At 64.6% G+C, this 20,150-nt stretch carries 19 protein-coding genes; 16 read left to right on the plus strand and 3 right to left on the minus strand.

Features of this window, described 5'->3' with window-relative positions; genetic code table 11:
* Nucleotides 1-53: 53 nt before the first annotated feature.
* Complete coding sequence (locus FJ972_RS05255) at nt 54-2,615, plus strand: DNA translocase FtsK (RefSeq protein ID WP_140524997.1); 2,562 nt, start codon at nt 54-56, stop codon at nt 2,613-2,615.
* Between the two features lie 73 nt (nt 2,616-2,688).
* Here FJ972_RS05255 and fsa read toward each other — a convergent pair whose 3' ends face one another.
* Nucleotides 2,689-3,345: a fructose-6-phosphate aldolase gene (fsa, locus tag FJ972_RS05260; RefSeq protein ID WP_140518241.1), complete on the minus strand. Its 657-nt coding sequence runs from the start codon at nt 3,343-3,345 to the stop codon at nt 2,689-2,691.
* Between the two features lie 90 nt (nt 3,346-3,435).
* Here fsa and FJ972_RS05265 point away from each other — a divergent pair, with 90 nt between their 5' ends.
* Nucleotides 3,436-5,619: a primosomal protein N' gene (locus tag FJ972_RS05265; RefSeq protein ID WP_140524998.1), complete on the plus strand. Its 2,184-nt coding sequence runs from the start codon at nt 3,436-3,438 to the stop codon at nt 5,617-5,619.
* Nucleotides 5,620-5,657: 38 nt separating this feature from the next.
* Here FJ972_RS05265 and FJ972_RS05270 read toward each other — a convergent pair whose 3' ends face one another.
* On the minus strand, nt 5,658-5,831 hold the full coding sequence (locus FJ972_RS05270) for a type II toxin-antitoxin system Phd/YefM family antitoxin (RefSeq protein WP_140524999.1): 174 nt from the start codon (nt 5,829-5,831) through the stop codon (nt 5,658-5,660).
* A gap of 62 nt (nt 5,832-5,893) precedes the next feature.
* On the opposite strand from FJ972_RS05270, the gene FJ972_RS05275 reads away from it, so the two are divergent.
* The 7 genes from FJ972_RS05275 to FJ972_RS05305 all read left to right on the plus strand — a co-directional run bounded on the left by FJ972_RS05275 (nt 5,894) and on the right by FJ972_RS05305 (nt 12,515).
* Nucleotides 5,894-6,589 (plus strand): aspartate/glutamate racemase family protein, encoded by a 696-nt coding sequence (locus FJ972_RS05275; protein WP_140525000.1) that lies wholly within the window; start codon nt 5,894-5,896, stop codon nt 6,587-6,589.
* A gap of 95 nt (nt 6,590-6,684) precedes the next feature.
* Nucleotides 6,685-7,080, plus strand: coding sequence for a DUF4345 family protein (locus tag FJ972_RS05280; protein ID WP_140518245.1), 396 nt, complete (start codon nt 6,685-6,687; stop codon nt 7,078-7,080).
* 235 nt (nt 7,081-7,315) lie between these two features.
* Nucleotides 7,316-7,876, plus strand: coding sequence for a F0F1 ATP synthase subunit delta (locus FJ972_RS05285; RefSeq protein ID WP_140492968.1), 561 nt, complete (start codon nt 7,316-7,318; stop codon nt 7,874-7,876).
* A complete protein-coding gene (gene atpA, locus FJ972_RS05290; RefSeq protein WP_140492971.1) occupies nt 7,876-9,405 on the plus strand; it encodes a F0F1 ATP synthase subunit alpha in 1,530 nt (509 codons plus the stop codon). Before FJ972_RS05285 ends, atpA begins: the two co-directional genes overlap by 1 nt.
* A 46-nt stretch (nt 9,406-9,451) precedes the next feature.
* The gene (locus FJ972_RS05295) at nt 9,452-10,336 is read left to right on the plus strand and encodes a F0F1 ATP synthase subunit gamma (RefSeq protein ID WP_140492974.1); all 885 of its coding nucleotides are present in this window, start codon (nt 9,452-9,454) and stop codon (nt 10,334-10,336) included.
* A 70-nt stretch (nt 10,337-10,406) separates the two neighbouring features.
* Nucleotides 10,407-11,993 (plus strand): F0F1 ATP synthase subunit beta, encoded by a 1,587-nt coding sequence (gene atpD, locus FJ972_RS05300; protein ID WP_181165201.1) that lies wholly within the window; start codon nt 10,407-10,409, stop codon nt 11,991-11,993.
* A gap of 114 nt (nt 11,994-12,107) precedes the next feature.
* Nucleotides 12,108-12,515, plus strand: coding sequence for a F0F1 ATP synthase subunit epsilon (locus FJ972_RS05305; RefSeq protein WP_140492977.1), 408 nt, complete (start codon nt 12,108-12,110; stop codon nt 12,513-12,515).
* A gap of 53 nt (nt 12,516-12,568) precedes the next feature.
* On the opposite strand, the gene FJ972_RS05310 is transcribed toward FJ972_RS05305, so the two are convergent.
* Nucleotides 12,569-14,059, minus strand: coding sequence for a mannitol dehydrogenase family protein (locus tag FJ972_RS05310; RefSeq protein ID WP_140525001.1), 1,491 nt, complete (start codon nt 14,057-14,059; stop codon nt 12,569-12,571).
* A 364-nt stretch (nt 14,060-14,423) separates the two neighbouring features.
* Between FJ972_RS05310 and FJ972_RS05315 the strand changes: the two genes are divergently transcribed.
* The 7 genes from FJ972_RS05315 (at nt 14,424) to FJ972_RS05345 (ending at nt 20,082) form a co-directional block, all read left to right on the plus strand.
* Entirely contained in the window at nt 14,424-15,401 is a 978-nt protein-coding gene (locus FJ972_RS05315; protein WP_140525002.1) for a TRAP transporter substrate-binding protein, read from the plus strand.
* Nucleotides 15,402-15,480: 79 nt separating this feature from the next.
* Nucleotides 15,481-16,032 carry a TRAP transporter small permease gene (locus tag FJ972_RS05320; RefSeq protein ID WP_140493500.1) on the plus strand — a complete coding sequence of 184 codons (552 nt, stop codon included), beginning with the start codon at nt 15,481-15,483 and terminating at the stop codon, nt 16,030-16,032.
* Nucleotides 16,033-17,313: a TRAP transporter large permease gene (locus tag FJ972_RS05325; RefSeq protein ID WP_140525003.1), complete on the plus strand. Its 1,281-nt coding sequence runs from the start codon at nt 16,033-16,035 to the stop codon at nt 17,311-17,313.
* An 8-nt stretch (nt 17,314-17,321) separates the two neighbouring features.
* Nucleotides 17,322-18,098 (plus strand): FadR/GntR family transcriptional regulator, encoded by a 777-nt coding sequence (locus FJ972_RS05330; RefSeq protein ID WP_140525004.1) that lies wholly within the window; start codon nt 17,322-17,324, stop codon nt 18,096-18,098.
* Between the two features lie 22 nt (nt 18,099-18,120).
* Entirely contained in the window at nt 18,121-18,972 is an 852-nt protein-coding gene (gene kduI / locus FJ972_RS05335) for a 5-dehydro-4-deoxy-D-glucuronate isomerase (protein WP_140525005.1), read from the plus strand.
* Nucleotides 18,969-19,733 (plus strand): 2-dehydro-3-deoxy-D-gluconate 5-dehydrogenase KduD, encoded by a 765-nt coding sequence (gene kduD / locus FJ972_RS05340; protein WP_140525006.1) that lies wholly within the window; start codon nt 18,969-18,971, stop codon nt 19,731-19,733. The genes kduI and kduD overlap by 4 nt, the downstream gene beginning before the upstream one ends.
* Before the next feature lie 10 nt (nt 19,734-19,743).
* On the plus strand, nt 19,744-20,082 hold the full coding sequence (locus tag FJ972_RS05345; protein ID WP_140525007.1) for a cupin domain-containing protein: 339 nt from the start codon (nt 19,744-19,746) through the stop codon (nt 20,080-20,082).
* Nucleotides 20,083-20,150: the final 68 nt, after the last annotated feature.

Consider the following 20,150-nt stretch of genomic DNA (forward strand, 5'->3'; position numbering starts at 1 on the left):
GTTAACCACTCGCTCTCTATTGCTCAGCAGACATTTCAGCGTGAGTCTTGAGCATGGAATCCAAGCGTTTTCCTCGGGTCAGTTCATTGAAGGCAGCGTCGCCCGATGACCCCGGGGTGAAGCGTTTCACGGGTGTGGACAACAAGGCGGACAGCCAGCGGGCAAGAGCAGCAGGAGCCGGCCCTTCCCCATCCCCTGTCGATCTCGGCGGCAACGAAAGCCCTGCCTGGCAAGACTATTTCTTCCTGGCGCCCAATGTGCGGTTTACGCGCACGCCGGACTATGAAGCCAGCACGCGCCGTCCGCGGGACGAGGCGATTGCCGTCGAGCAAAGCGAATCACCAGCACCGCAGGCACCTGGCCAATCCACCGCGGCTGGGACGTCTTCATCGGCGCCGATACCAAGCCGAAACCTTTCTTCGGGCGCCGCCAGGCCGCCCGTCGGCAACAGAGCGGTGGTGCAACCGGCCCCGGCCCCCGTTCCGTCAGGGCATGCCGGCGAAAAGGCGCGGGCCGCCGCTACGCCTGCGGGCCACAGGATGACTGCGGCGGCGCGGGCGTCCGCACCGGCAGCGTCCGCCCAAGCAGCGACAGCCCCGGTCAAGACGACAGGCCGCGAAAATGTGCGCTGGCCCTATCTGTCGGATCACGTCTTTTTCGAGGTCATGGCGCCCTATTTGGTCGAAGGCCCGTCACCCGCGCCCCGGGCCGTTCCGGTTGCACGCACGACCGCGCCCGTGGTCACCGAGCGGACCGACAACCGCCCCGCGCCAACGGCCGATCCGACCGCGTTGTTCCGTGTCATCGAATGCCTTCCCGGGTCGCCAGCTCCGTCCGCCGCGCCGGATGTCCGTCCGGCCAACTCCAACCAGGCCGCGGTTCAGACGGCGGCGAACCGTGTGCCGCAGCAAGCCCGGGCGAAGGCCGCAATTGCCGCCGTCGCGAGCAACGCCCTTCCGGCCCAGGTCACGCAAAGTCTGGAGCAAGCCGTCCCGGCTCCGGCTGCGCGCGCATCGTCGCGAGCGCCACTGGTCGGCAGGATCGTGCCGACCGCGACGGGCGAGACGTACGAACTCCCCTCGGAAGAATTGTTGCAGCAGCCGCCGGAGGGACAAGGCTTCTACATGTCGCAGGAGCGGCTCGAGCAGAATGCCGATCTTCTGGAAAGCGTGCTCGAGGATTTCGGCGTGCGCGGCGAGATCATCCATGTTCGCCCCGGTCCGGTCGTCACCCTCTATGAATTCGAGCCGGCGCCGGGCGTGAAATCCTCCCGCGTCATCGGTCTCGCCGACGACATCGCCCGCTCCATGTCGGCGATCTCGGCGCGCGTCGCCGTCGTGCCGGGCCGCAACGTCATCGGCATCGAGCTTCCGAACGAGGCGCGCGAAACCGTCTATTTCCGCGAGCTGATCGAATCGGAGGGCTTCCGCAAGACCGGCTGCAAGCTGGCGCTCTGCCTCGGCAAGACGATCGGCGGTGAGCCTGTCATCGCCGAACTGGCAAAGATGCCCCACTTGCTCGTTGCCGGCACCACCGGTTCCGGCAAGTCGGTTGCCATCAACACGATGATCCTGTCGCTGCTCTACCGGCTGAAGCCGGAGGAATGCCGGCTGATCATGGTCGATCCCAAGATGCTCGAACTCTCCGTCTATGACGGCATCCCGCATCTTCTGACCCCGGTCGTCACCGATCCAAAAAAGGCCGTTACCGCGCTCAAATGGGCGGTGCGCGAGATGGAGGACCGCTATCGCAAGATGGCGCGGCTCGGCGTGCGCAATATCGACGGCTACAATCAGCGCGCCGCCCAAGCCCGCGAAAACGGCGAGACGGTCGTCATGACCGTGCAGGCGGGCTTCGAAAAAGGCACCGGCGAGCCGCTCTTCGAGCAGCAGGAAATCGACCTCGCGCCAATGCCTTACATCGTCGTCATCGTCGACGAGATGGCCGACCTGATGATGGTCGCCGGCAAGGAGATCGAAGGCGCCATCCAGCGCCTGGCGCAGATGGCGCGCGCGGCCGGCATCCACCTGATCATGGCGACGCAGCGCCCCTCGGTCGATGTCATCACGGGCACGATCAAGGCCAATTTCCCGACCCGGATTTCCTTCCAGGTCACTTCCAAGATCGACAGCCGCACCATCCTTGGCGAGCAGGGCGCCGAGCAGCTGCTGGGTCAGGGCGACATGCTGCATATGATGGGCGGCGGGCGCATCGCCCGCGTGCACGGCCCGTTTGTCTCCGACGTGGAGGTCGAGCATGTCGTGGCGCATCTGAAGGCGCAGGGTCGCCCCGAATACCTGGAAACCGTGACGGCCGACGAGGAGGAAGAGGAAGACGAAGGCGATGAGGGCGCGGTATTCGACAAGGGCGCCGTTGCGTCGGAGGACGGCGATACCAGCTATGACGAGGCGGTCAAGGTGGTGTTGCGCGACAAGAAGTGCTCGACGTCCTACATTCAGCGCCGCCTCGGCATCGGCTATAACCGCGCCGCGTCCCTGGTCGAGCGCATGGAGAAGGAGGGTCTGGTCGGTGCACCAAACCATGTCGGCAAGCGCGAGATCATCATGGGCCGGCGCCCGCCGGTAACCGCAGCTGAGGATGACGGCACGGACTGACCGGCCTCTTGATCCGCAGCGCACGAAAAAAGGCCGGTTGCCCGGCCTTTTTTCGTGTCGGATATAAGCTCGCTCAGCCGATTTTCTGGCCGGTCTTGGCCCAGTCGGCGAGGAAGGCGGCAAGGCCCTTGTCAGTCAGCGGGTGGTTGACCAGCGCCTTCAGTGTCGCGGGCGGCGCGGTGACGATATCGGCGCCGATGAGCGCCGCCTGCTTGACGTGGTTCACGGTGCGCACGGAAGCCGTCAGGATCTCGGTCTGGAAATCGTAATTGTCGTAGATCTGACGGATCTCCTGGATCACTTCCATGCCGTCCGAGCCGGTATCGTCGATGCGGCCGACGAAGGGCGAGATGAAGGAGGCGCCGGCCTTGGCGGCGAGCAGCGCCTGGTTGGCCGAGAAGCAGAGCGTGACATTGACCATGCGGTTCATCTGGGTGCGGATCGTCTTGCAGGCCTTCAATCCATCCAGCGTCAACGGCACCTTGATGGCGACATTCGGCGCGATCTTGGCCAGCACCTCGGCCTCCGCCATCATCTGCTTGTATTCGGTGGCCACGACCTCGGCCGAAACCGGACCTTCGACGATGTCGCAGATTTGCTTGGTGACCTCGGAGATCTTGCCGCCCGATTTGAGAATCAGCGACGGGTTGGTGGTGACGCCGTCGAGCAGCCCCAGATCAATCAGTTCGCGGATTTCCTTGATGTCGGCGGTGTCGGCAAAAAATTTCATGGCGGTCTCCTGACGATTTCCTCGTGCTTGGGAAGGCACGTTCAGCGTTGCCCTTTGATCTAGAGCAAAGTCGGGGCAAGGTCACGCCTCATGATCGAAGATTCGCCCTTTGTCGCAGCCGCACCGGTGCTGGTGCCGATGCCGGCCGAACGCCCCTACACCTATGCCGTGCCCGCCGGCATGCGGGTGGTGCCGGGCTCGATCGTGCGCGTGCCGCTCGGCCCCCGCCAGGTCGCCGGCATCGTGTGGGACGGCGCGGTCGAGACGGTCGACGCGAAAAAGCTGCGCCCGATCGAACAGGTCTTCGACTGTCCGCCGATCGATCGGGCGATGCGCCGTTTCGTCGACTGGGTGGCGCAGTATACGCTGTCGGCGCCGGGCATGGTGGCGCGCATGCTGCTGAGGGCGCCGGAGGCCTTCGATCCGGAACCGTGGATCGAGGGATTGCAGCGAACCGCGGCCGTTCCGGACCGGATGACGGATGCGCGGGCCCGCGTGCTGGAGACGGCCGAAGGCGGACTGGCCTGGACGCGATCCGGCCTTGCCCATGCGGCCGGCGTGTCGTCGACGGTAATCGAAGGGCTGAAGGCGCAAGGCGTGTTCGAAACGGTGATGATCCCGCCGCAGCCCGTGGTGGCGGAGCCCGACCCAGCCTACGCCGCGCCGGAATTGATGCCCGACCAGAACGAAGCCGCGCGGCTGCTGCGCGCCAATGTCGCGGGCAGCGGCTTCAACGTCGCACTGCTCGACGGCGTCACCGGTTCGGGCAAGACGGAGGTTTATTTCGAGGCGGTGGCGGCGGCACTCGACCGGGGCAAGCAGGTGCTGATCCTGCTGCCCGAAATCGCATTGACCCACGCTTTCCTCGAACGGTTCCAGCAGCGTTTTGGCGCCAAGCCCGCCGAATGGCACTCCGACCTGCCGCCGAGGATGCGCGAACGCGTCTGGCGGCAGGTGGCGGAAGGCGGCGTGCGGGTCGTGGCCGGCGCACGCTCGGCGCTGTTCCTGCCGTTCAAGGAGCTTGGCCTGATCGTCGTCGACGAGGAGCACGACCCCGCCTACAAGCAGGAAGACCGCGTCTTCTACAATGCCCGCGACATGGCTGTCGTGCGCGGCCATATAGGTGGCTTCCCCGTGGTGCTGGCATCGGCGACGCCATCGGTCGAGAGCCGCGTCAATGCCAGCCAGGGCCGCTACGCCAGGGCGGTGCTGTCCGCCCGCTTCGCCGAGGCGGCACTTCCCGACCTGAAAGCGATCGACATGCGGCGCGCGCCGCCGGCGCGCGGCGGCTTCCTGTCGCCGGTGCTGCTCGACCATATGCGACGGACGCTGGAGAGGAAGGAACAATCGCTTTTGTTCCTCAACCGGCGCGGCTATGCGCCGCTGACGCTGTGCCGCGTCTGCGGTCACCGCTTCGGTTGCCCGGTCTGCTCGGCCTGGCTGGTCGAGCACCGCTTTCGCGGCCAGCTCGTCTGCCACCATTGCGGGCACAATGAGCGCCGTCCGGAAGCCTGTCCGGAATGCGGCACGCTCGATCATCTGGTCGCCTGCGGGCCGGGCGTCGAGCGCATCGCCGAGGAAGTCGTCACACATTTCCCGGATGCGCGCACCATCGTTTTGTCGTCGGATCTGATGGGCGGCGTGCGGCGGCTGCGGCTGGAGCTGGAAGCCATCGCCAATGGCGAGGCCGATATCGTCATCGGCACGCAACTCGTCGCCAAGGGCCACAATTTCCCGAACATGACCTTGGTTGGTGTCGTCGATGCCGATCTCGGCCTTGCCAATGGCGATCCGCGCGCCGCCGAACGCACCTTCCAGCTGCTCAGCCAGGTGACCGGCCGCGCCGGGCGCACCGGCAAGAAGAGTCTCGGCCTGCTGCAGACCTTCCAGCCCGACCATCCGGTGATGCGGGCGATCGTCTCCGGCGATGCCGATGCGTTCTACGAGCGCGAGATTTCCGAGCGCGAGCGGGCGGCTCTGCCACCCTTCGGCCGGCTCGCCGGCGTCATCGTCAGCGCGGTGACGCGGGCGGAAGCCGAGGGCCATGCCCGCGCCCTGCGCCGTGCCGCGCCCGAGGCATCCGACCTGTTCGTGCTCGGGCCGGCCGAAGCGCCGCTGTCGCTGCTCGGCGGCCGTCACCGTTTCCGCCTGCTGATCCAGGGCGAGCGCCGCGCCGACATGCAAAGGTTTATCCGGACCATGCTCGCCAACGGGCCGAAGCAGCGCGGCTCGGTCCGGGTGCAGGTCGACATCGATCCGCAGAGCTTTTTGTAAGGTCGCTCAGCGTTCGCGCGGATTGCTGGTCGTGTCCTTCAGTTCGGGACGTTGCCTAAACTCTTCAGGATAGAGTCGACGGGCGTCTCGATCGATATCACTATGGCCACGGGGCGTCCCCGCTTGGTGATTGTTGTCGGGCTGCCTTTGCTGGCTTCAGCGACCACGGCGCACAGTTCGCTGCGTGCTTTGCTGCTGGATTTTGTTTTCATCGAGTAGCCCTCAACATCGCCTTGGACTGTATCATAAGTCGCTGCAAGGAAAGGAAACCGTTTTGAAAACCCTTGGCCTTCTGGGCGGCATGAGCTGGGAATCGACGGCGATCTATTATCGCCTGCTCAACGATCTCGTGAGGCAGCGTCTCGGCGGGCTGCATTCGGCGAAATTGCTGCTGTGGTCCTTCGACTTCGCCGAGATCGCCGAGCTGCAGCATCACGGGGACTGGGACGGCGCCGGCGCGCTTCTGGTCGATGCCGCGCGCAAGCTCGAGTCAGCTGGCGCGGAAGGCCTGCTTTTGTGCACCAACACCATGCACAAGCTCGCCGACCAGGTGCAGGCCTCGGTATCGGTCCCGCTGACCCACATCGCCGACGCCACCGCAGCCGCTGTCAAGGCGGCCGGCATGCGGCGCCCGGCGCTGCTGGCAACACGGTTCACCATGGAGCAGGATTTCTACAAGCGCCGGCTTGCCGACACATATGGATTGCAGCCGATCGTGCCGGACCAGGCAGGACGCGACATGGTCCATCGCATCATCTATGACGAGCTCTGCCAGGGCATCGTCACCGAGCCATCGAAAACCGCCTATATCGCCGAGATCAACCGCCTGCGGCGCGATGAAAATGTCGACTGCGTGATCATGGGCTGCACCGAAATCACGATGTTGATCGGCCAGCAGGATTTCGACATTCCGGTCTTCGACACGACGCGCATCCATGCTGAAGCGGCGGTCGCCTTCGCGCTCTCCTGATGCGTTTGGCCTAAAGTGCTGGCCGCCATCTGGCGCGCGGCTTTTCCTCCGCTAGAATGCCCGCGATTTCAGAGCGGCATTTACGAGGGGACACTATGGATTTTGCGTTTCCATGGCCGGTGAGCCAGGGCGAATGGCTGGCCTGGTCGAGCGCCGTCGTCACGGTGCTGCTCGGCCTGGTGCTTTTCCTGGCGCCGGGGCTTGCCTTCCGCATTCTGCGCTTGCAGGTCAAGCCGGAGAAGGCGGCGGCGATCGCCGAAGGGCGCGGCCGCATGTCGGGCTTCTATCTCGGCGTCGGCCTGTGCTGCATCCTGCTGGCGCAGCCGCTGATCTACATGGCGCTCGGCTTCTCCTGGCTGTTCACCGCCTTCGGCCGGTTGCTGTCGATGATGTCGGATGGCGCCAACACGCCCTTCAACTGGGTTTCCATCGTCGTGGAACTGGCGCTGGCGGCGTTGCCGCTTGCCTTTGCCTTCGGCTTCCTGCCCTGAATCCGCAGGCAATCCAGGGACTTCGTCCCCGGATGCGACAATAGTGCCTGAAAACCATGCGGAACGACGCATTGCGGTCTTAAAAGGCCTGTGCTAGACGGCAATCGACTTTCGGCCGGGGATAGCGGAAGCCGCGCCTCCGTGCTTGAAAAAATGCAGTAAGGTCAAAGATTTAGCCAGAGTTTTCGCTCGCGCCAACAATCTGCGGCCTGTCAGACAAGAGAAAAGACGGTCCGTGGCCCAATCGTCATCGCCAATCTCAGGTGTCGCAGAACGCTATGCGGGTTCGCTGTTCGAACTGGCATCGCAGGCGAATTCCGTCGCCAAGGTCGAAGCCGACCTCAACAGTTTCGAGGCGATGCTCGCGGGCAGCGCCGACTTGACCCGGCTGATCAACAGCCCGGTGTTCTCCAGCGAGGACCAGGCCAAGGCCATCGCGGCGATCGCCGACAAGGCCGGGATCACCGGCCTGACCGGCAATTTCCTGCGCGTCGTCGCCAAGAACCGCCGGCTGTTCGCCGTGCCCGGCATGATCAGGGCATTCCGCCAGATCGCCGCCGAACATCGTGGCGAGACGACCGCCGAGGTAACGTCGGCTCACCAATTGAGCGCTGCCCAGCAGACTGAACTCAAGGCGGCGCTGAAGAGCGTTGCCGGCAAGGACGTTTCCATCTCCGTCACCGTCGATCCGTCGCTGCTCGGCGGGCTGGTGGTCAGGATGGGCTCGCGCCAGATCGATACGTCGCTCAAAACCAAACTCAATTCGCTCAAGCTTGCACTGAAAGAGGTCGGCTGATGGACATCCGCGCCGCGGAAATTTCCGCAATTCTGAAAGACCAGATCAAGAATTTCGGCAAGGAGGCCGAGGTCTCCGAAGTTGGACAGGTGCTGTCCGTCGGTGACGGTATCGCCCGCGTCTACGGCCTCGACAATGTCCAGGCCGGCGAGATGGTCGAATTCCCCGGCGGCATCCGCGGCATGGCGCTCAATCTCGAAGCCGACAATGTCGGCGTCGTCATTTTCGGCGCCGACCGCGACATCAAGGAAGGCGACACCGTCAAGCGCACCGGCGCGATCGTCGACGTTCCGGTCGGTCCCGGCCTGCTCGGCCGCGTCGTCGACGCGCTCGGCAACCCGATCGACGGCAAGGGCCCGATCAAGGCGACCGAACGCAAGCGCGTCGACGTCAAGGCGCCCGGCATCATTCCGCGCAAGTCGGTGCATGAGCCGATGTCGACGGGCCTCAAGGCCATCGACGCGCTGATCCCGGTCGGCCGCGGCCAGCGCGAGCTGGTCATCGGCGATCGCCAGACCGGCAAGACCGCCATCATCCTCGACACGATGCTCAACCAGAAGTCGGTGCACGACAACGGCCCCGAGAAGGAAAAGCTCTACTGCGTCTACGTCGCCGTCGGCCAGAAGCGCTCGACCGTGGCGCAGTTCGTCAAGGTGCTGGAAGAGCGCGGCGCGCTCGAATATTCGATCATCGTCGCCGCCACCGCTTCTGATCCGGCGCCGATGCAGTTCCTGGCGCCGTTCGCCGGCTGCACCATGGGCGAGTATTTCCGCGACAACGGCATGCATGCGCTGATCAGCTACGACGATCTGTCGAAGCAGGCCGTCGCCTATCGCCAGATGTCGCTGCTGTTGCGCCGCCCGCCGGGCCGCGAAGCCTATCCGGGCGACGTCTTCTACCTGCACTCGCGCCTGCTCGAGCGCGCCGCCAAGCTCAATGACGACATGGGCAACGGTTCGCTGACGGCGTTGCCGGTCATCGAAACCCAAGCCAACGACGTGTCGGCCTATATCCCGACCAACGTGATCTCGATCACCGACGGCCAGATCTTCCTCGAAACCAACCTGTTCTTCCAGGGCATCCGTCCAGCCGTCAATGTCGGCCTGTCGGTGTCGCGCGTCGGCTCCTCGGCGCAGATCAAGGCGATGAAGCAGGTTGCCGGCTCGATCAAGGGCGAGCTCGCGCAGTACCGCGAAATGGCGGCCTTCGCGCAGTTCGGCTCGGATCTCGATGCCGCCACGCAGCGCCTGCTCAACCGCGGTTCGCGCCTGACCGAGCTCCTGAAGCAGCCGCAGTTCTCGCCACTGAAGACGGAAGAGCAGGTCGCGGTGATCTTCGCCGGCGTCAACGGCTATCTCGACAAGCTGCCGGTCAACCAGGTCGGCAAGTTCGAGCATGGCCTGCTCAGCCACATGCGTTCGGCCGGCAAGGACGTCCTCGACGCAATCCGCAAGGAAAAGGCGCTGTCGGACGATCTGCGCGGCAAGCTGAAGGCCGAGATCGACGCTTTCGCCAAGACCTTCGCCTGAGCGAAGCGCCAGTCCGGATGAGACAAGACGGGATCAGGTTTGAAGCATGCCTTCATTAAAAGACCTTCGTAACCGTATCGCCTCGGTCAAGGCGACGCAGAAGATCACCAAGGCGATGCAGATGGTCGCCGCGGCGAAGCTGCGCCGTGCACAGGAGGCCGCGGAAGCGGCGCGCCCCTATTCGGAGCGCATGGGTTCCGTGCTGGCCAACATCACCCAGGCGATCGGCGGCGGTGGCGATGCCCCGGCGCTGATGACCGGCACCGGCAAGGACGACGTGCACCTGCTTGTTGTCTGCACGGCCGAGCGCGGCCTGTGCGGCGGCTTCAATTCGCAGATCGCCCGTCTTGCCCGTGACCACATCCGCAGGCTCCTGGCCGACGGCAAGCAGGTCAAGATCATCTGCGTCGGCAAGAAGGGTTTCGATATCCTGCGCCGCGACTATGCGTCGATGATCCTCGACCGGATCGACCTGCGCGAGGTCAAGACGCTCGGCTTCGTCAATGCCGACACGATCGCCCGCAAGGTCATCCACCTGTTCAACGAGGGCGGCTTCGACATCTGCACGCTGTTCTATTCGCAGTTCAAGTCGGTGATCAGCCAGGTTCCGACCGCGCAGCAGATCATTCCGGCCGCTGCTTCGTCAGCTCCGGCCGAGGCTGCTGACGGCGCCAGCGCCGTCTACGAATACGAACCCGAGCCGGGTGAAATCCTGTCCGAGCTCATTCCGCGCAACATCGCGGTGCAGATTTTCCGCGCGCTGCTCGAAAACGCGGCTGGCGAAATGGGCGCCAAGATGAGCGCGATGGACAACGCCACGCGCAACGCCGGCGAGATGATCAACAAGCTGTCGATCACCTATAACCGCCAGCGCCAGGCGCAGATCACCAAGGAACTGATCGAAATCATTTCGGGCGCCGAGGCGCTCTAGGCACGGTTTCCCGGGGTCAACGACCTCGATCCGACCGCGCGAGAAACAAAGGACGAAAAGGGTAAAGACGATGGCGAAAGCAGCGACCCCCAAGACGGCGGCTCCCAAGGCAGCAGCCCCGGCCAAGGCGGCACCGGCAAAGGCTCCGGCCGCAGCAGCTAAGGCGGCTCCGGCCAAGAAAGCGGCAGCGCCGACCAGGGCCGCCGCGGTAAAAACCCCGGCCGTGGCCAGCAAAGCCACCGGCATCGTCGGCAAGGTCCGGCAGGTCATCGGCGCCGTGGTCGACGTGCAGTTCGGCGATCACCTGCCGCCGATCCTGAATGCGCTCGAGACCACCAATGTCGGCAACCGCCTGGTTCTCGAAGTTGCCCAGCATCTGGGTGAAAACACCGTGCGCTGCATCGCCATGGATTCCACCGAAGGCCTGGTGCGCGGCCAGGAAGTGCGCGACACCGGCGGCCCGATCGCCGTGCCGGTCGGTCCGGGCATGCTCGGCCGCATCATCAACGTCATCGGCGAGCCGGTCGACGAAGCAGGCCCGGTCGACGCGGTCGAGTTGCGCTCGATCCACCAGCCGGCCCCGGCCTATATCGAACAGTCGACGGAAGCACAGATCCTGATCACCGGCATCAAGGTGCTCGACCTGCTCGCACCTTACGCCAAGGGCGGCAAGATCGGCCTGTTCGGCGGCGCCGGCGTCGGCAAGACGGTGCTGATCCAGGAACTGATCAACAACATCGCCAAGGCGCACGGCGGCTATTCGGTGTTCGCCGGCGTCGGCGAGCGCACCCGCGAGGGCAATGACCTCTATCACGAGTTCATCGAATCCGGCGTCAACAAGAAGGGCGGCGGCGAAGGCTCCAAGGCGGCGCTGGTCTATGGCCAGATGAACGAGCCGCCGGGCGCGCGTGCCCGCGTCGGACTGACCGGCCTGACGGTCGCCGAATATTTCCGCGACCAGGGCCAGGACGTGCTGTTCTTCGTCGACAACATCTTCCGCTTCACGCAGGCCGGTTCCGAAGTGTCGGCGCTGCTCGGCCGTATCCCGTCGGCCGTGGGCTATCAGCCCACGCTCGCCACCGACATGGGCGCCCTGCAGGAACGTATCACCACCACCACCAAGGGCTCGATCACCTCGGTGCAGGCCATCTACGTGCCGGCCGACGACTTGACCGACCCGGCGCCGGCGACCTCGTTCGCCCACCTCGACGCGACGACGACGCTCAACCGCTCGATCGCCGAAAAGGGCATCTATCCGGCCGTCGATCCGCTGGACTCGACCTCGCGCATGCTCGACCCGCTGGTGGTCGGCGAAGAGCATTATGCCGTCGCGCGCCAGGTGCAGTCGATCCTCCAGCGCTACAAGTCGCTGCAGGACATCATCGCCATCCTGGGCATGGACGAGCTGTCGGAAGAGGACAAGCAGACGGTGGCCCGCGCCCGCAAGATCGAGCGCTTCCTGTCGCAGCCCTTCTTCGTCGCCGAAGTGTTCACCGGCGCGCCGGGCAAACTGGTCGACCTCGCCGACACCATCAAGGGCTTCAAGGGCCTCTGCAACGGCGACTACGACCACCTGCCGGAAGCCGCTTTCTACATGGTCGGCGGCATCGAGGAAGCGGTCGAGAAGGCACAGCGTCTCGCGGCTGAAGCGGCTTAATCAAGGGAATAGGGAGTAGTCAGTAGTCAGTAGTGAATGGCAGGCAGGTGACCGGGGGCAAATTGCCCCTTCTCCCTACTTCCCTACTCACTATTGCCTACTCGCTAAATCGACATGGCTGAAGCTTTCAAGTTCGAACTGGTCTCGCCGGAGCGCCTGCTGGTTTCCGCAGAGGTCGAGGCCGTCGTCATTCCGGGTGCCGAGGGCGAGATGACCGTCATGGCGCATCACGCACCGGTCATGACCACCATCAAGCCAGGCGTCGTGACGGTGAAGGCCGCCTCGGGCGGTGAAGAGCGTTATGTGGTGTTCGGTGGGTTCGCCGACATCGTTCCGGCCGGCTGCACGCTGCTGGCGGAATCGGCTGTCGCGGTGAAGGATGTCGACCGCGCCGATCTCGCGCGCCGCATCCAGGAAGCCAGGGAAGACGCCGCCGACGCCAAGGACGACCGGTCGCGCACGAAGGCCGAACAATTCCTCAGCCAGCTCACCACGCTGGAAGGCGCCATCCTGCCGGCTTGAGGCTGGCACCAGTACTCGACTGAAAAGCGGGGCCTTGCCTCGCTTTTTTGTTTTTAAATGCCCAATGCCGCGAAGGCCTGAGTCGGTCCGCCACGGCGCAACTGCTCGAGATGGACGGCCGCAAGGTCCATCAATCCTGGCCGCTCAGGCGCCCCGGTCGCGAAGCCAGCGAGATCGAACACTGCCGCGACGGTTTCGGCAGCGGGCAGATTCCGGTCAATGATCGCCGTCATCGGCATGTCGAGCGGGTCGGTAAAATGGCCGTCGGGCAGGGATTTGCCGCGCGCTTCGCAGGCGGCGATCCAGGCGGCAACCGCCAGCATGAGATGTCCGGGCGCGGCGCCTGAATGGAGGCGCTCGATCGCGGAGGCCATGATGCGCTGCGGCAGTTTCTGGCTGCCGTCATTGGCGATCTGCGCGGTGCGGTGGGCAAGTGCTGTGTTGGAGAAACGCTGGGCAAGCTCTGCCGTATAGCTCGCGGTATCCAGCCCGGCATCGGTGGGCAGCGTCGGGATTGCCTCGGCCCACAGCGCATCGACAAAGCGCCTGATCGCCGGATCGGCGAAGGCGCGGTCGACGGTGGCGTGTCCGCTGAGCAGGCCGAGATAGGCAATGGCCGAATGCGCACCGTTGAGCAGTCTCAGCTTCATGTCCTCGAAGGGCCTGACATCCCCGACCATGGTGACGCCGAACTTTTCCCAGGCCGGGCGGCCTGCCGGAAAATTGTCCTCGACCACCCACTGGCGGAACGGCTCGGTCATGACCGGCCAGGCGTCGTCGACGCCGAGCTCGAGAGCGATCCGCGCCCGGTCGGCATCGGTCGTGGCCGGCACGATGCGATCGACCATGCTCGAGGGAAACGCGACCTCGTCGGCGATATGGCCGGCAAGCCTGGTAGCGCTCTTCTCACCGAGGCTGGCATCGCGCAGCGCGGCGAATTCCACCAGCAGCCTGTGCAAGGTCGTCCCGTTGGCAGGCAGGTTGTCGCAGCAGAGCACGGTGAAGGGCTGCAAGCCGGCCGCGCGACGGCGTGCAAGCGCCTCGGCCAGAAAACCGTGCGCGGTCTTCGGCAGATGCGGGTTCGCCAGATCGTGGGCGATGTCAGGGTGGGCTGCGTCGAGCCCGCCGCCGGCGGCCCGCAGATAGGCTTTCTCGGTGATGGTCAGCGTCACGATGCGGGTGCGCGGATCGGTCAGCGCGGCCAGCACGGCGGCGGGATCTTCCGGCGCCACCAGCATCGCGCCGATGGAGCCGATGACATGAAGACTTTCCTCGCCCCCGCTGCGGATCGCCAGCGTGTAGAGCCCGTCCTGCGGCGCAAGCGCATCGCGCGTGTCGGCACTGCGCAGCGACACGCCGACGATGCCCCAATCCGTCTCTCCGGCAGCCAGGCAATCGTCGACATAGGCTGCCTGGTGGGCGCGATGAAAGGCGCCGACCCCCAGATGCACGATGCCTTGCGTGACCGATGCGCGATCAAAACGCGGCACGGCGATCCTGGCCGGCAACGTCGCGATCGTATCCTTCGAAAGACGCCTGTTCATTGCTGTGCGAAGTCCCCGATTGGCCTTTGGGAGCCGCCCCGTAGGGTCGGCGAAGGAAAACGGCAGCGGCGTAACATCCACTGCCGTCCGGCACAATGGCCGGTTCCCGGGTCAAAGTCATCATACAACAATCAATCTTTTGTATGTTGACATTATTTCCTTGCGACCCTACCGATAACGCCTCATGGGGAGGATCACCGTGGCAGTGACAGATGCGGATTTGCTGCTTAGCACCGACGCGCGTCCACGCTCGCTCGCCCGCACCGGATGCTGACCGAAATGGCCAAGATTGAGCAGGGATGACGGGCTGGTGATGCGCCGGCTCTGAGCCGGCGCCTTGATTTTTGAAAAAGGGAGGAAAGTCATGTTGCATTTTTCGAAATTGACGGCGGCTACATTCGCGTTCGGCTCGCTGCTGATTGGCATCGCCAACGCGCAAACCGTGCTGCGGTCGGCCGACACGCACCCCGACGGCTATCCGACGGTCGAGGCGGTGAAATACATGGGCGAGTTGATCAAGCAGCGCACCGATGGCCGCTATTCGGTCGAGGTCTATCATTCGGCGCAGCTCGGCGAGGAGAAGGACACGATCGAGCAGACCCAGACCGGCGTCATCGACCTCAACCGTGTCTCGATGGGGCCGTTCAACGGCATCGTGCCGGAAACCGCGGTGCCGTCGCTGCCCTACATATTCCGCTCGGTCGAACATATGCGCCATGTCATGGACGGGCCGATCGGCGACGACATCCTGAAAGCTTTCGAGGCACATGACCTGGTCGGTCTGGCCTTCTACGATTCCGGCGCGCGCTCCTTCTACAACACCAAGAAGGACATCGCCTCGATCGCCGATCTGAAGGGCATGAAATTCCGCGTCATCCAGTCGGACGTGTTCGTCGACATGGTCAACGCACTGGGCGCCAACGCCACGCCAATGGCTTATGGCGAAGTCTATTCGGCACTTGAGACCGGCGTCATCGACGGCGCGGAAAACAACTGGCCGAGCTTCGAATCCGCCAAGCACTATGAGGTCGCCAAGCACTACACGCTCGACCAGCACCAGATCGTTCCGGAGGTGCTGGTGATGGCGAAGGCGAGCTGGGACAAGCTCTCGCCGGAAGACCAGGCGATCGTGCGCCAGGCGGCCAAGGACAGCGTCGTCAAGATGCGCGAACTGTGGGACGCGCAGGAGAAGAAATCCCGCGATATCGTCGAAAAGGCAGGCGTCAAGGTCAGCGAGATCGACAAGCAGCCGCTGATCGACGCGATGAAGCCGGTCTACGACAAATACCTGTCGACGCGGGCGCTGAAGGACCTCGCCGCCCGCGTCCAGGCAACCAAGTGAAGTCGGCCGCGGGACGGGCAATGCACGCCGTCCCGCGCCTTCGTGACCGGCCGGCGATCGGGAGGATCAGATGGCGACAATGACAAGCAGCGCGGCGCCGCCACGGTTCAGCGTCGTGCTTTCGAGGATCTGCGACGGGGCACTCTACCTGGCCGGCATCGGCTTGGTCGCCATGACCGCGCTCGTCGCCTATCAGGTCTTCTTCCGCTTCGTGCTCAATTCGTCGCCGAGCTGGACCGAAACCAGCGCCATCATGCTGATGAACTGGTTCATCTTCCTCGGCGCCGCCGTCGGCGTGCGGGAGAACTACCATATGGGGTTCGACGTGCTGCTTTATGTCCTGCCGAAAGGCAGCAAGGGAGCGTTGCGCACGCTGTCCGACCTGATCGTGCTCGGCTTCGGATTCGGCATGGTCTGGTACGGCTGCAAGCTTGTCGGCCTGACCTGGCACACCATCATCCCGGCGCTCGAGCTGCCGGGCGGCTTCGACTATCTGCCGCTGGTCGCCGGCGGCGTGCTGATCTGCCTGTTCTCGGCCGAGCGCATCGCGCTGCGCTGGTCGGGCGTCGATATCGACAAGGACATCAATCTCGAGGACGTGCCGGAGATGCCGGCGGTGCAGGAGGCCTAGATGGAACTCTGGATCCTGTTCGGCGTCTTCACGCTGCTGATGTTCGGCGGCACGCCGATCGCGTTCTGCCTCGGTGCGGCCTCCTTCGCCACCGTGCTCTATCTCGGCCTGCCGCCCCTGGTCGTGTTCCAGCAAATGAAGTCGGGCATGAGCGTGTTCTCCCTGATGGCGATCCCGTTCTTCATCTATGCCGGCGATCTGATGGTGCGCGGCGGCATCGCGCAGCGCATCGTTTCCTTTGCCGGCTCCCTGGTCGGCCATGTCCGAGGCGGTCTCGGCCAAGTCAACATCATCGCCGGCACGCTGTTCGGCGGCATTTCCGGCTCGGCCGTGGCCGAGGCCGCGGCCGTCGGCGGGCTGATGATCCCGCAGATGAAGGCACGCGGCTATGGCGCCGACTATGCCGTCAACGTCACCTCGATGGCGGCGCTGATCGCGCTGCTTTTGCCGCCATCGCAGAACATGATCATCTATTCGATCGCAGGGGGCGGCAAGATTTCGATCGCCGACCTGTTCACCGCCGGCATACTACCGGGCCTTTTGTTCGCCGCCTCGCTGATGGTCACCGCCTATTTCGTCGCCCGCAGCCGCGGCTATCCGGTCGAGGCCTTCCCCGGTTTTTCGCGCGTCGGGCAGCTGGCGCTCATCGCTATTCCGGGACTGCTCCTGATCGGCATCATCTTCGGCGGCGTCCGCTCCGGAATCTTCACAGCGACGGAGAGTTCGTGCATCGCCATTCTCTACGCCTTGCTTGTTACCGTCCTCGTTTACCGTTCGATGGGCTGGAGCGATTTCGTCCACGCCACCAAGGGCGCCGTGCGCACCACTTCGATGGTGCTGTTGATCATCGGCACGGCGGCTTCTTTCAGCTGGCTGATGGCCTATCTCAAAGTGCCGGTGCTGCTGATCGCCGGCATGAATGCGATCTCCACCGATCCGCTCGTCGTGCTGCTGCTGCTCAATGTCCTGATGCTGGTGCTCGGTACCTTCATGGACATGGGGCCGATGATCATCATCTGCACGCCGATCTTCCTGCCGCTTGTCACGCATTATGGCGTGGATCCTGTGCATTTCGGCGTCATCACCATTCTCAATCTCGGCATCGGGCTGAACACGCCGCCGGTCGGCACGGTGCAGTTCGTCGCCTGCGCCGTCGGCAAGATCACGGTCTGGGAAGCGATGCGCTCGATCTGGCCGTTCTATGGCGCCGGTATCATGGTTCTCGGGCTGGTGACGTATATTCCGGCCATCTCGCTCTGGTTGCCGAGCGTGTTCAAATAGAGGACGACATGGCATTGGATAGCGCAACCGACCTCAGGGTCGAGAGAAAACCCAAACTGTCGGAGACCGTCGTCGCGGCAATCCGCAGGCAGCTTCAGGCCGGCGAGATCCTGCCCGGCCACAAACTGCCGACCGAGGGCCAGCTGACCGAAACCTTCGGCGTCAGCCGCACCGTCATCCGCGAAGCCCTGGCCAAGCTCGCCGCCGATGGCCTGGTCGAGCCGCGGCAGGGTGCCGGCGTCTTCGTCACAGAGCACATCTCGACGATGTTCGGCGCGCTCGCGGCCGATATGGGCAGCAAGGATTCGATCGCACTCAACGTGCTCGAAGTGCGGCTCGCCATCGAGATCGAATCGGCCGGGCTCGCCGCTATCCGCCGCAACGCGGCCCAGGAGGCGGCGATCCAGGAAGCCTTCTTCGACTTCGAGCGGCTATTGCTCGCCAGCGAGCCGACCGGTCCGGCCGATCTCGCCTTCCATCGCGCCATCGCCAGCGCCACCAATAACCCGTTCTATGTCGAAATGCTCGACGTGCTCGGCCGGCGTGCCATTCCGTGCGACGTGACCTCGCCCTGGTCGACCGAGCTTGTGCAGTCCGACAGCTATCAGCGCGGGCTGCAGCGCGAGCATCTGGTGATCCTGAACGCGATCACATCGGGCGATGCCGAAGCCGCGCGCGAGGCGATGCGCACGCATCTCTCGGCCAGCCAGCAGCGCTATCGCGAGCGCCTGCATGCGCGGCAGGTCTATTATTCCGACTCGGTCAAGGCGGCCGGCGGCGAATGATCCATCTCAAGTCAGGACAGCAATGAGCCAGAACCATACCGACTATACATCGCGTTTTGCCATCGGCCCCGCCGCCGCCGCGGCCATGGGGACCGACGAGTTGCGCCACAATTTCCACATCGAAGACCTGTTCCAGCCCGACCGCGTCAGCCTGACCTACACACATTACGACCGCATGATCGTGGGCGGCGCGATGCCGGCCGGCGCGCCGCTTCGGCTGGAGGCAATCAAGCCGACCGGAACGAAAGGCTTTCTCGAGCGCCGCGAGTTGATCGCCGTCAATATCGGCGGCGCCGGCACGATCGAAGCCGGCGGCCAGCTCCATGAGCTGCAGGCGCGCGACATGCTCTATCTCGGCATGGGCACGCAGGATGTGTCATTCGCCTCAGTCGACAAGGCGGCGCCGGCAAAGTTTTATCTGCTCAGCGCGCCGGCGCATCAAACCTTTCCCAACCGGCTGATCCGCATCGGTGACGCCCGGCGTCTCGATCTCGGCAGCAAGGAGGCCTGCAATGAACGCTCGATCTTCCAGTTCATCCATGCCGACGGGGCCAGGACCTGCCAGCTCGTCGTCGGGATGACGCAACTCGCGCCGGGCTCCATCTGGAACACCATGCCGTGCCATGTGCACGACCGGCGCATGGAGGCCTATCTCTATTTCGACCTGCCGGAGGCGGCGCGCGTCTTCCATTTCATGGGCGAGCCGGACGAGACCCGACACATCGTCATGCGCAACGGGGAGGCCGTGCTGTCGCCGGGCTGGTCTATCCATTCAGGCGCCGGCACCTCCAGCTATGCCTTCATCTGGGCGATGGCCGGCGACAATGTCGACTATACCGATGTCGATCCGGTGGCGATGGAAGACCTGCGGTGAGCGATCTTTCCGCCTTCAGCCTGACCGGCCGGCGCATCCTCGTCACCGGCGCCAACACCGGCATCGGCCAGGGCATTGCCGTCTCGATCGCGCGCGCCGGCGGCACGGTCGTCGGTGTCGGCCGTTCCTCGATGGATGAGACGGCCGCAAGGATCGCCGCGGCGGGCGGGCGGTTCGAGGCGGTCGCGGCCGACCTTGCCGACACATCTGCCGCAGGTCCGATGCTGGAGCGCGTGTGGGACGAAAGCGGGCCGCTCGACGGGCTGGTCAACAATGCCGGCATCATCCGGCGCGCCGATGCAATCGACCTTTCTGAGGCCGATTGGGACGAGGTGCTCGACCTCAACCTGAAGACGGCTTTTCTGCTCTGCCAAGGCTTTGCCAGGCGCGTCCTTGCCGGCGGACGCAAAGGCAAGATCGTCAACATCGCCTCGGTGCTGAGCTTCCAGGGCGGCATCCGCGTCGCGTCCTACACCGCCTCGAAGCACGGCGTGCTCGGCATCACCCGGCTGCTCGCCTGCGAATGGGCAGCGAAAGGCATCAACGTCAACGGCATCGCGCCGGGCTATATCGAAACCAACAATACGCAGGCGCTGCGCGCCGATCCCGACCGCAGCGCCTCTATCCTGGCGCGCATCCCGGCCGGCCGCTGGGGCCGGCCGGAAGATGTTGGCGATGCGGTGGCCTTCCTGCTGGCGCCGGCGTCGGACTATATGCATGGCGCGGTGGTGCCGGTGGATGGCGGCTGGCTGGCGCGATGAGGATATTGCGATGAGCGAAACGAAAATCTTCTCCCAGGCCGGCGCGGGCGCCTGGACGGCGACGCCGGACGGCAACAGGCGGCGCGTTCTCCTGCACACGGATGAACTGATGATGGTCGAGTTCGCCTTCGACAAGGGCGGCGTCGGCGCCCTGCATTCGCATCCGCATGTACAGGCAAGCTACGTCGCCGAAGGCCGCTTCGAGGTGACCATCGACGGCCGGACCGAAATCCTCGAGACAGGCGGCAGCTTCATCGTGCCGTCAGGCCTGGTGCACGGCGTCAAGGCGCTCGAAGCCGGCCGGCTCGTCGACAGCTTTACGCCGCACCGCGCCGATTTCCTCGCCTGAGGGCCGGCCATGCGATGAGCGATGGATGCTCATTTTGACGCGCTGTTTCCAAATGAAAAACCCGCGCC

This window comes from Mesorhizobium sp. B2-1-1, assembly GCF_006442975.2.
In the GTDB taxonomy this organism is placed as follows: Bacteria; Pseudomonadota; Alphaproteobacteria; order Rhizobiales; family Rhizobiaceae; genus Mesorhizobium.

Excerpts from the sequence above, each read along its gene's own strand:
- FJ972_RS05270 (WP_140524999.1), bottom strand. The coding sequence starts at position 5,831 with ATGAAAACAAAATCCAGCAGCAAAGCACGCAGCGAACTGTGCGCCGTG.
- FJ972_RS05295 (WP_140492974.1), top strand. The coding sequence starts at position 9,452 with ATGCCTTCATTAAAAGACCTTCGTAACCGTATCGCCTCGGTCAAGGCG.
- FJ972_RS05280 (WP_140518245.1), top strand. The coding sequence starts at position 6,685 with ATGGATTTTGCGTTTCCATGGCCGGTGAGCCAGGGCGAATGGCTGGCC.
- fsa (WP_140518241.1), bottom strand. The coding sequence starts at position 3,345 with ATGAAATTTTTTGCCGACACCGCCGACATCAAGGAAATCCGCGAACTG.
- atpD (WP_181165201.1), top strand. The coding sequence starts at position 10,407 with ATGGCGAAAGCAGCGACCCCCAAGACGGCGGCTCCCAAGGCAGCAGCC.
- FJ972_RS05330 (WP_140525004.1), top strand. The coding sequence starts at position 17,322 with ATGGCATTGGATAGCGCAACCGACCTCAGGGTCGAGAGAAAACCCAAA.
- FJ972_RS05305 (WP_140492977.1), top strand. The coding sequence starts at position 12,108 with ATGGCTGAAGCTTTCAAGTTCGAACTGGTCTCGCCGGAGCGCCTGCTG.
- FJ972_RS05345 (WP_140525007.1), top strand. The coding sequence starts at position 19,744 with ATGAGCGAAACGAAAATCTTCTCCCAGGCCGGCGCGGGCGCCTGGACG.
- FJ972_RS05310 (WP_140525001.1), bottom strand. The coding sequence starts at position 14,059 with ATGAACAGGCGTCTTTCGAAGGATACGATCGCGACGTTGCCGGCCAGG.
- kduI (WP_140525005.1), top strand. The coding sequence starts at position 18,121 with ATGAGCCAGAACCATACCGACTATACATCGCGTTTTGCCATCGGCCCC.
- FJ972_RS05315 (WP_140525002.1), top strand. The coding sequence starts at position 14,424 with ATGTTGCATTTTTCGAAATTGACGGCGGCTACATTCGCGTTCGGCTCG.
- FJ972_RS05325 (WP_140525003.1), top strand. The coding sequence starts at position 16,033 with ATGGAACTCTGGATCCTGTTCGGCGTCTTCACGCTGCTGATGTTCGGC.
- atpA (WP_140492971.1), top strand. The coding sequence starts at position 7,876 with ATGGACATCCGCGCCGCGGAAATTTCCGCAATTCTGAAAGACCAGATC.
- FJ972_RS05265 (WP_140524998.1), top strand. The coding sequence starts at position 3,436 with ATGATCGAAGATTCGCCCTTTGTCGCAGCCGCACCGGTGCTGGTGCCG.
- FJ972_RS05255 (WP_140524997.1), top strand. The coding sequence starts at position 54 with ATGGAATCCAAGCGTTTTCCTCGGGTCAGTTCATTGAAGGCAGCGTCG.
- FJ972_RS05320 (WP_140493500.1), top strand. The coding sequence starts at position 15,481 with ATGACAAGCAGCGCGGCGCCGCCACGGTTCAGCGTCGTGCTTTCGAGG.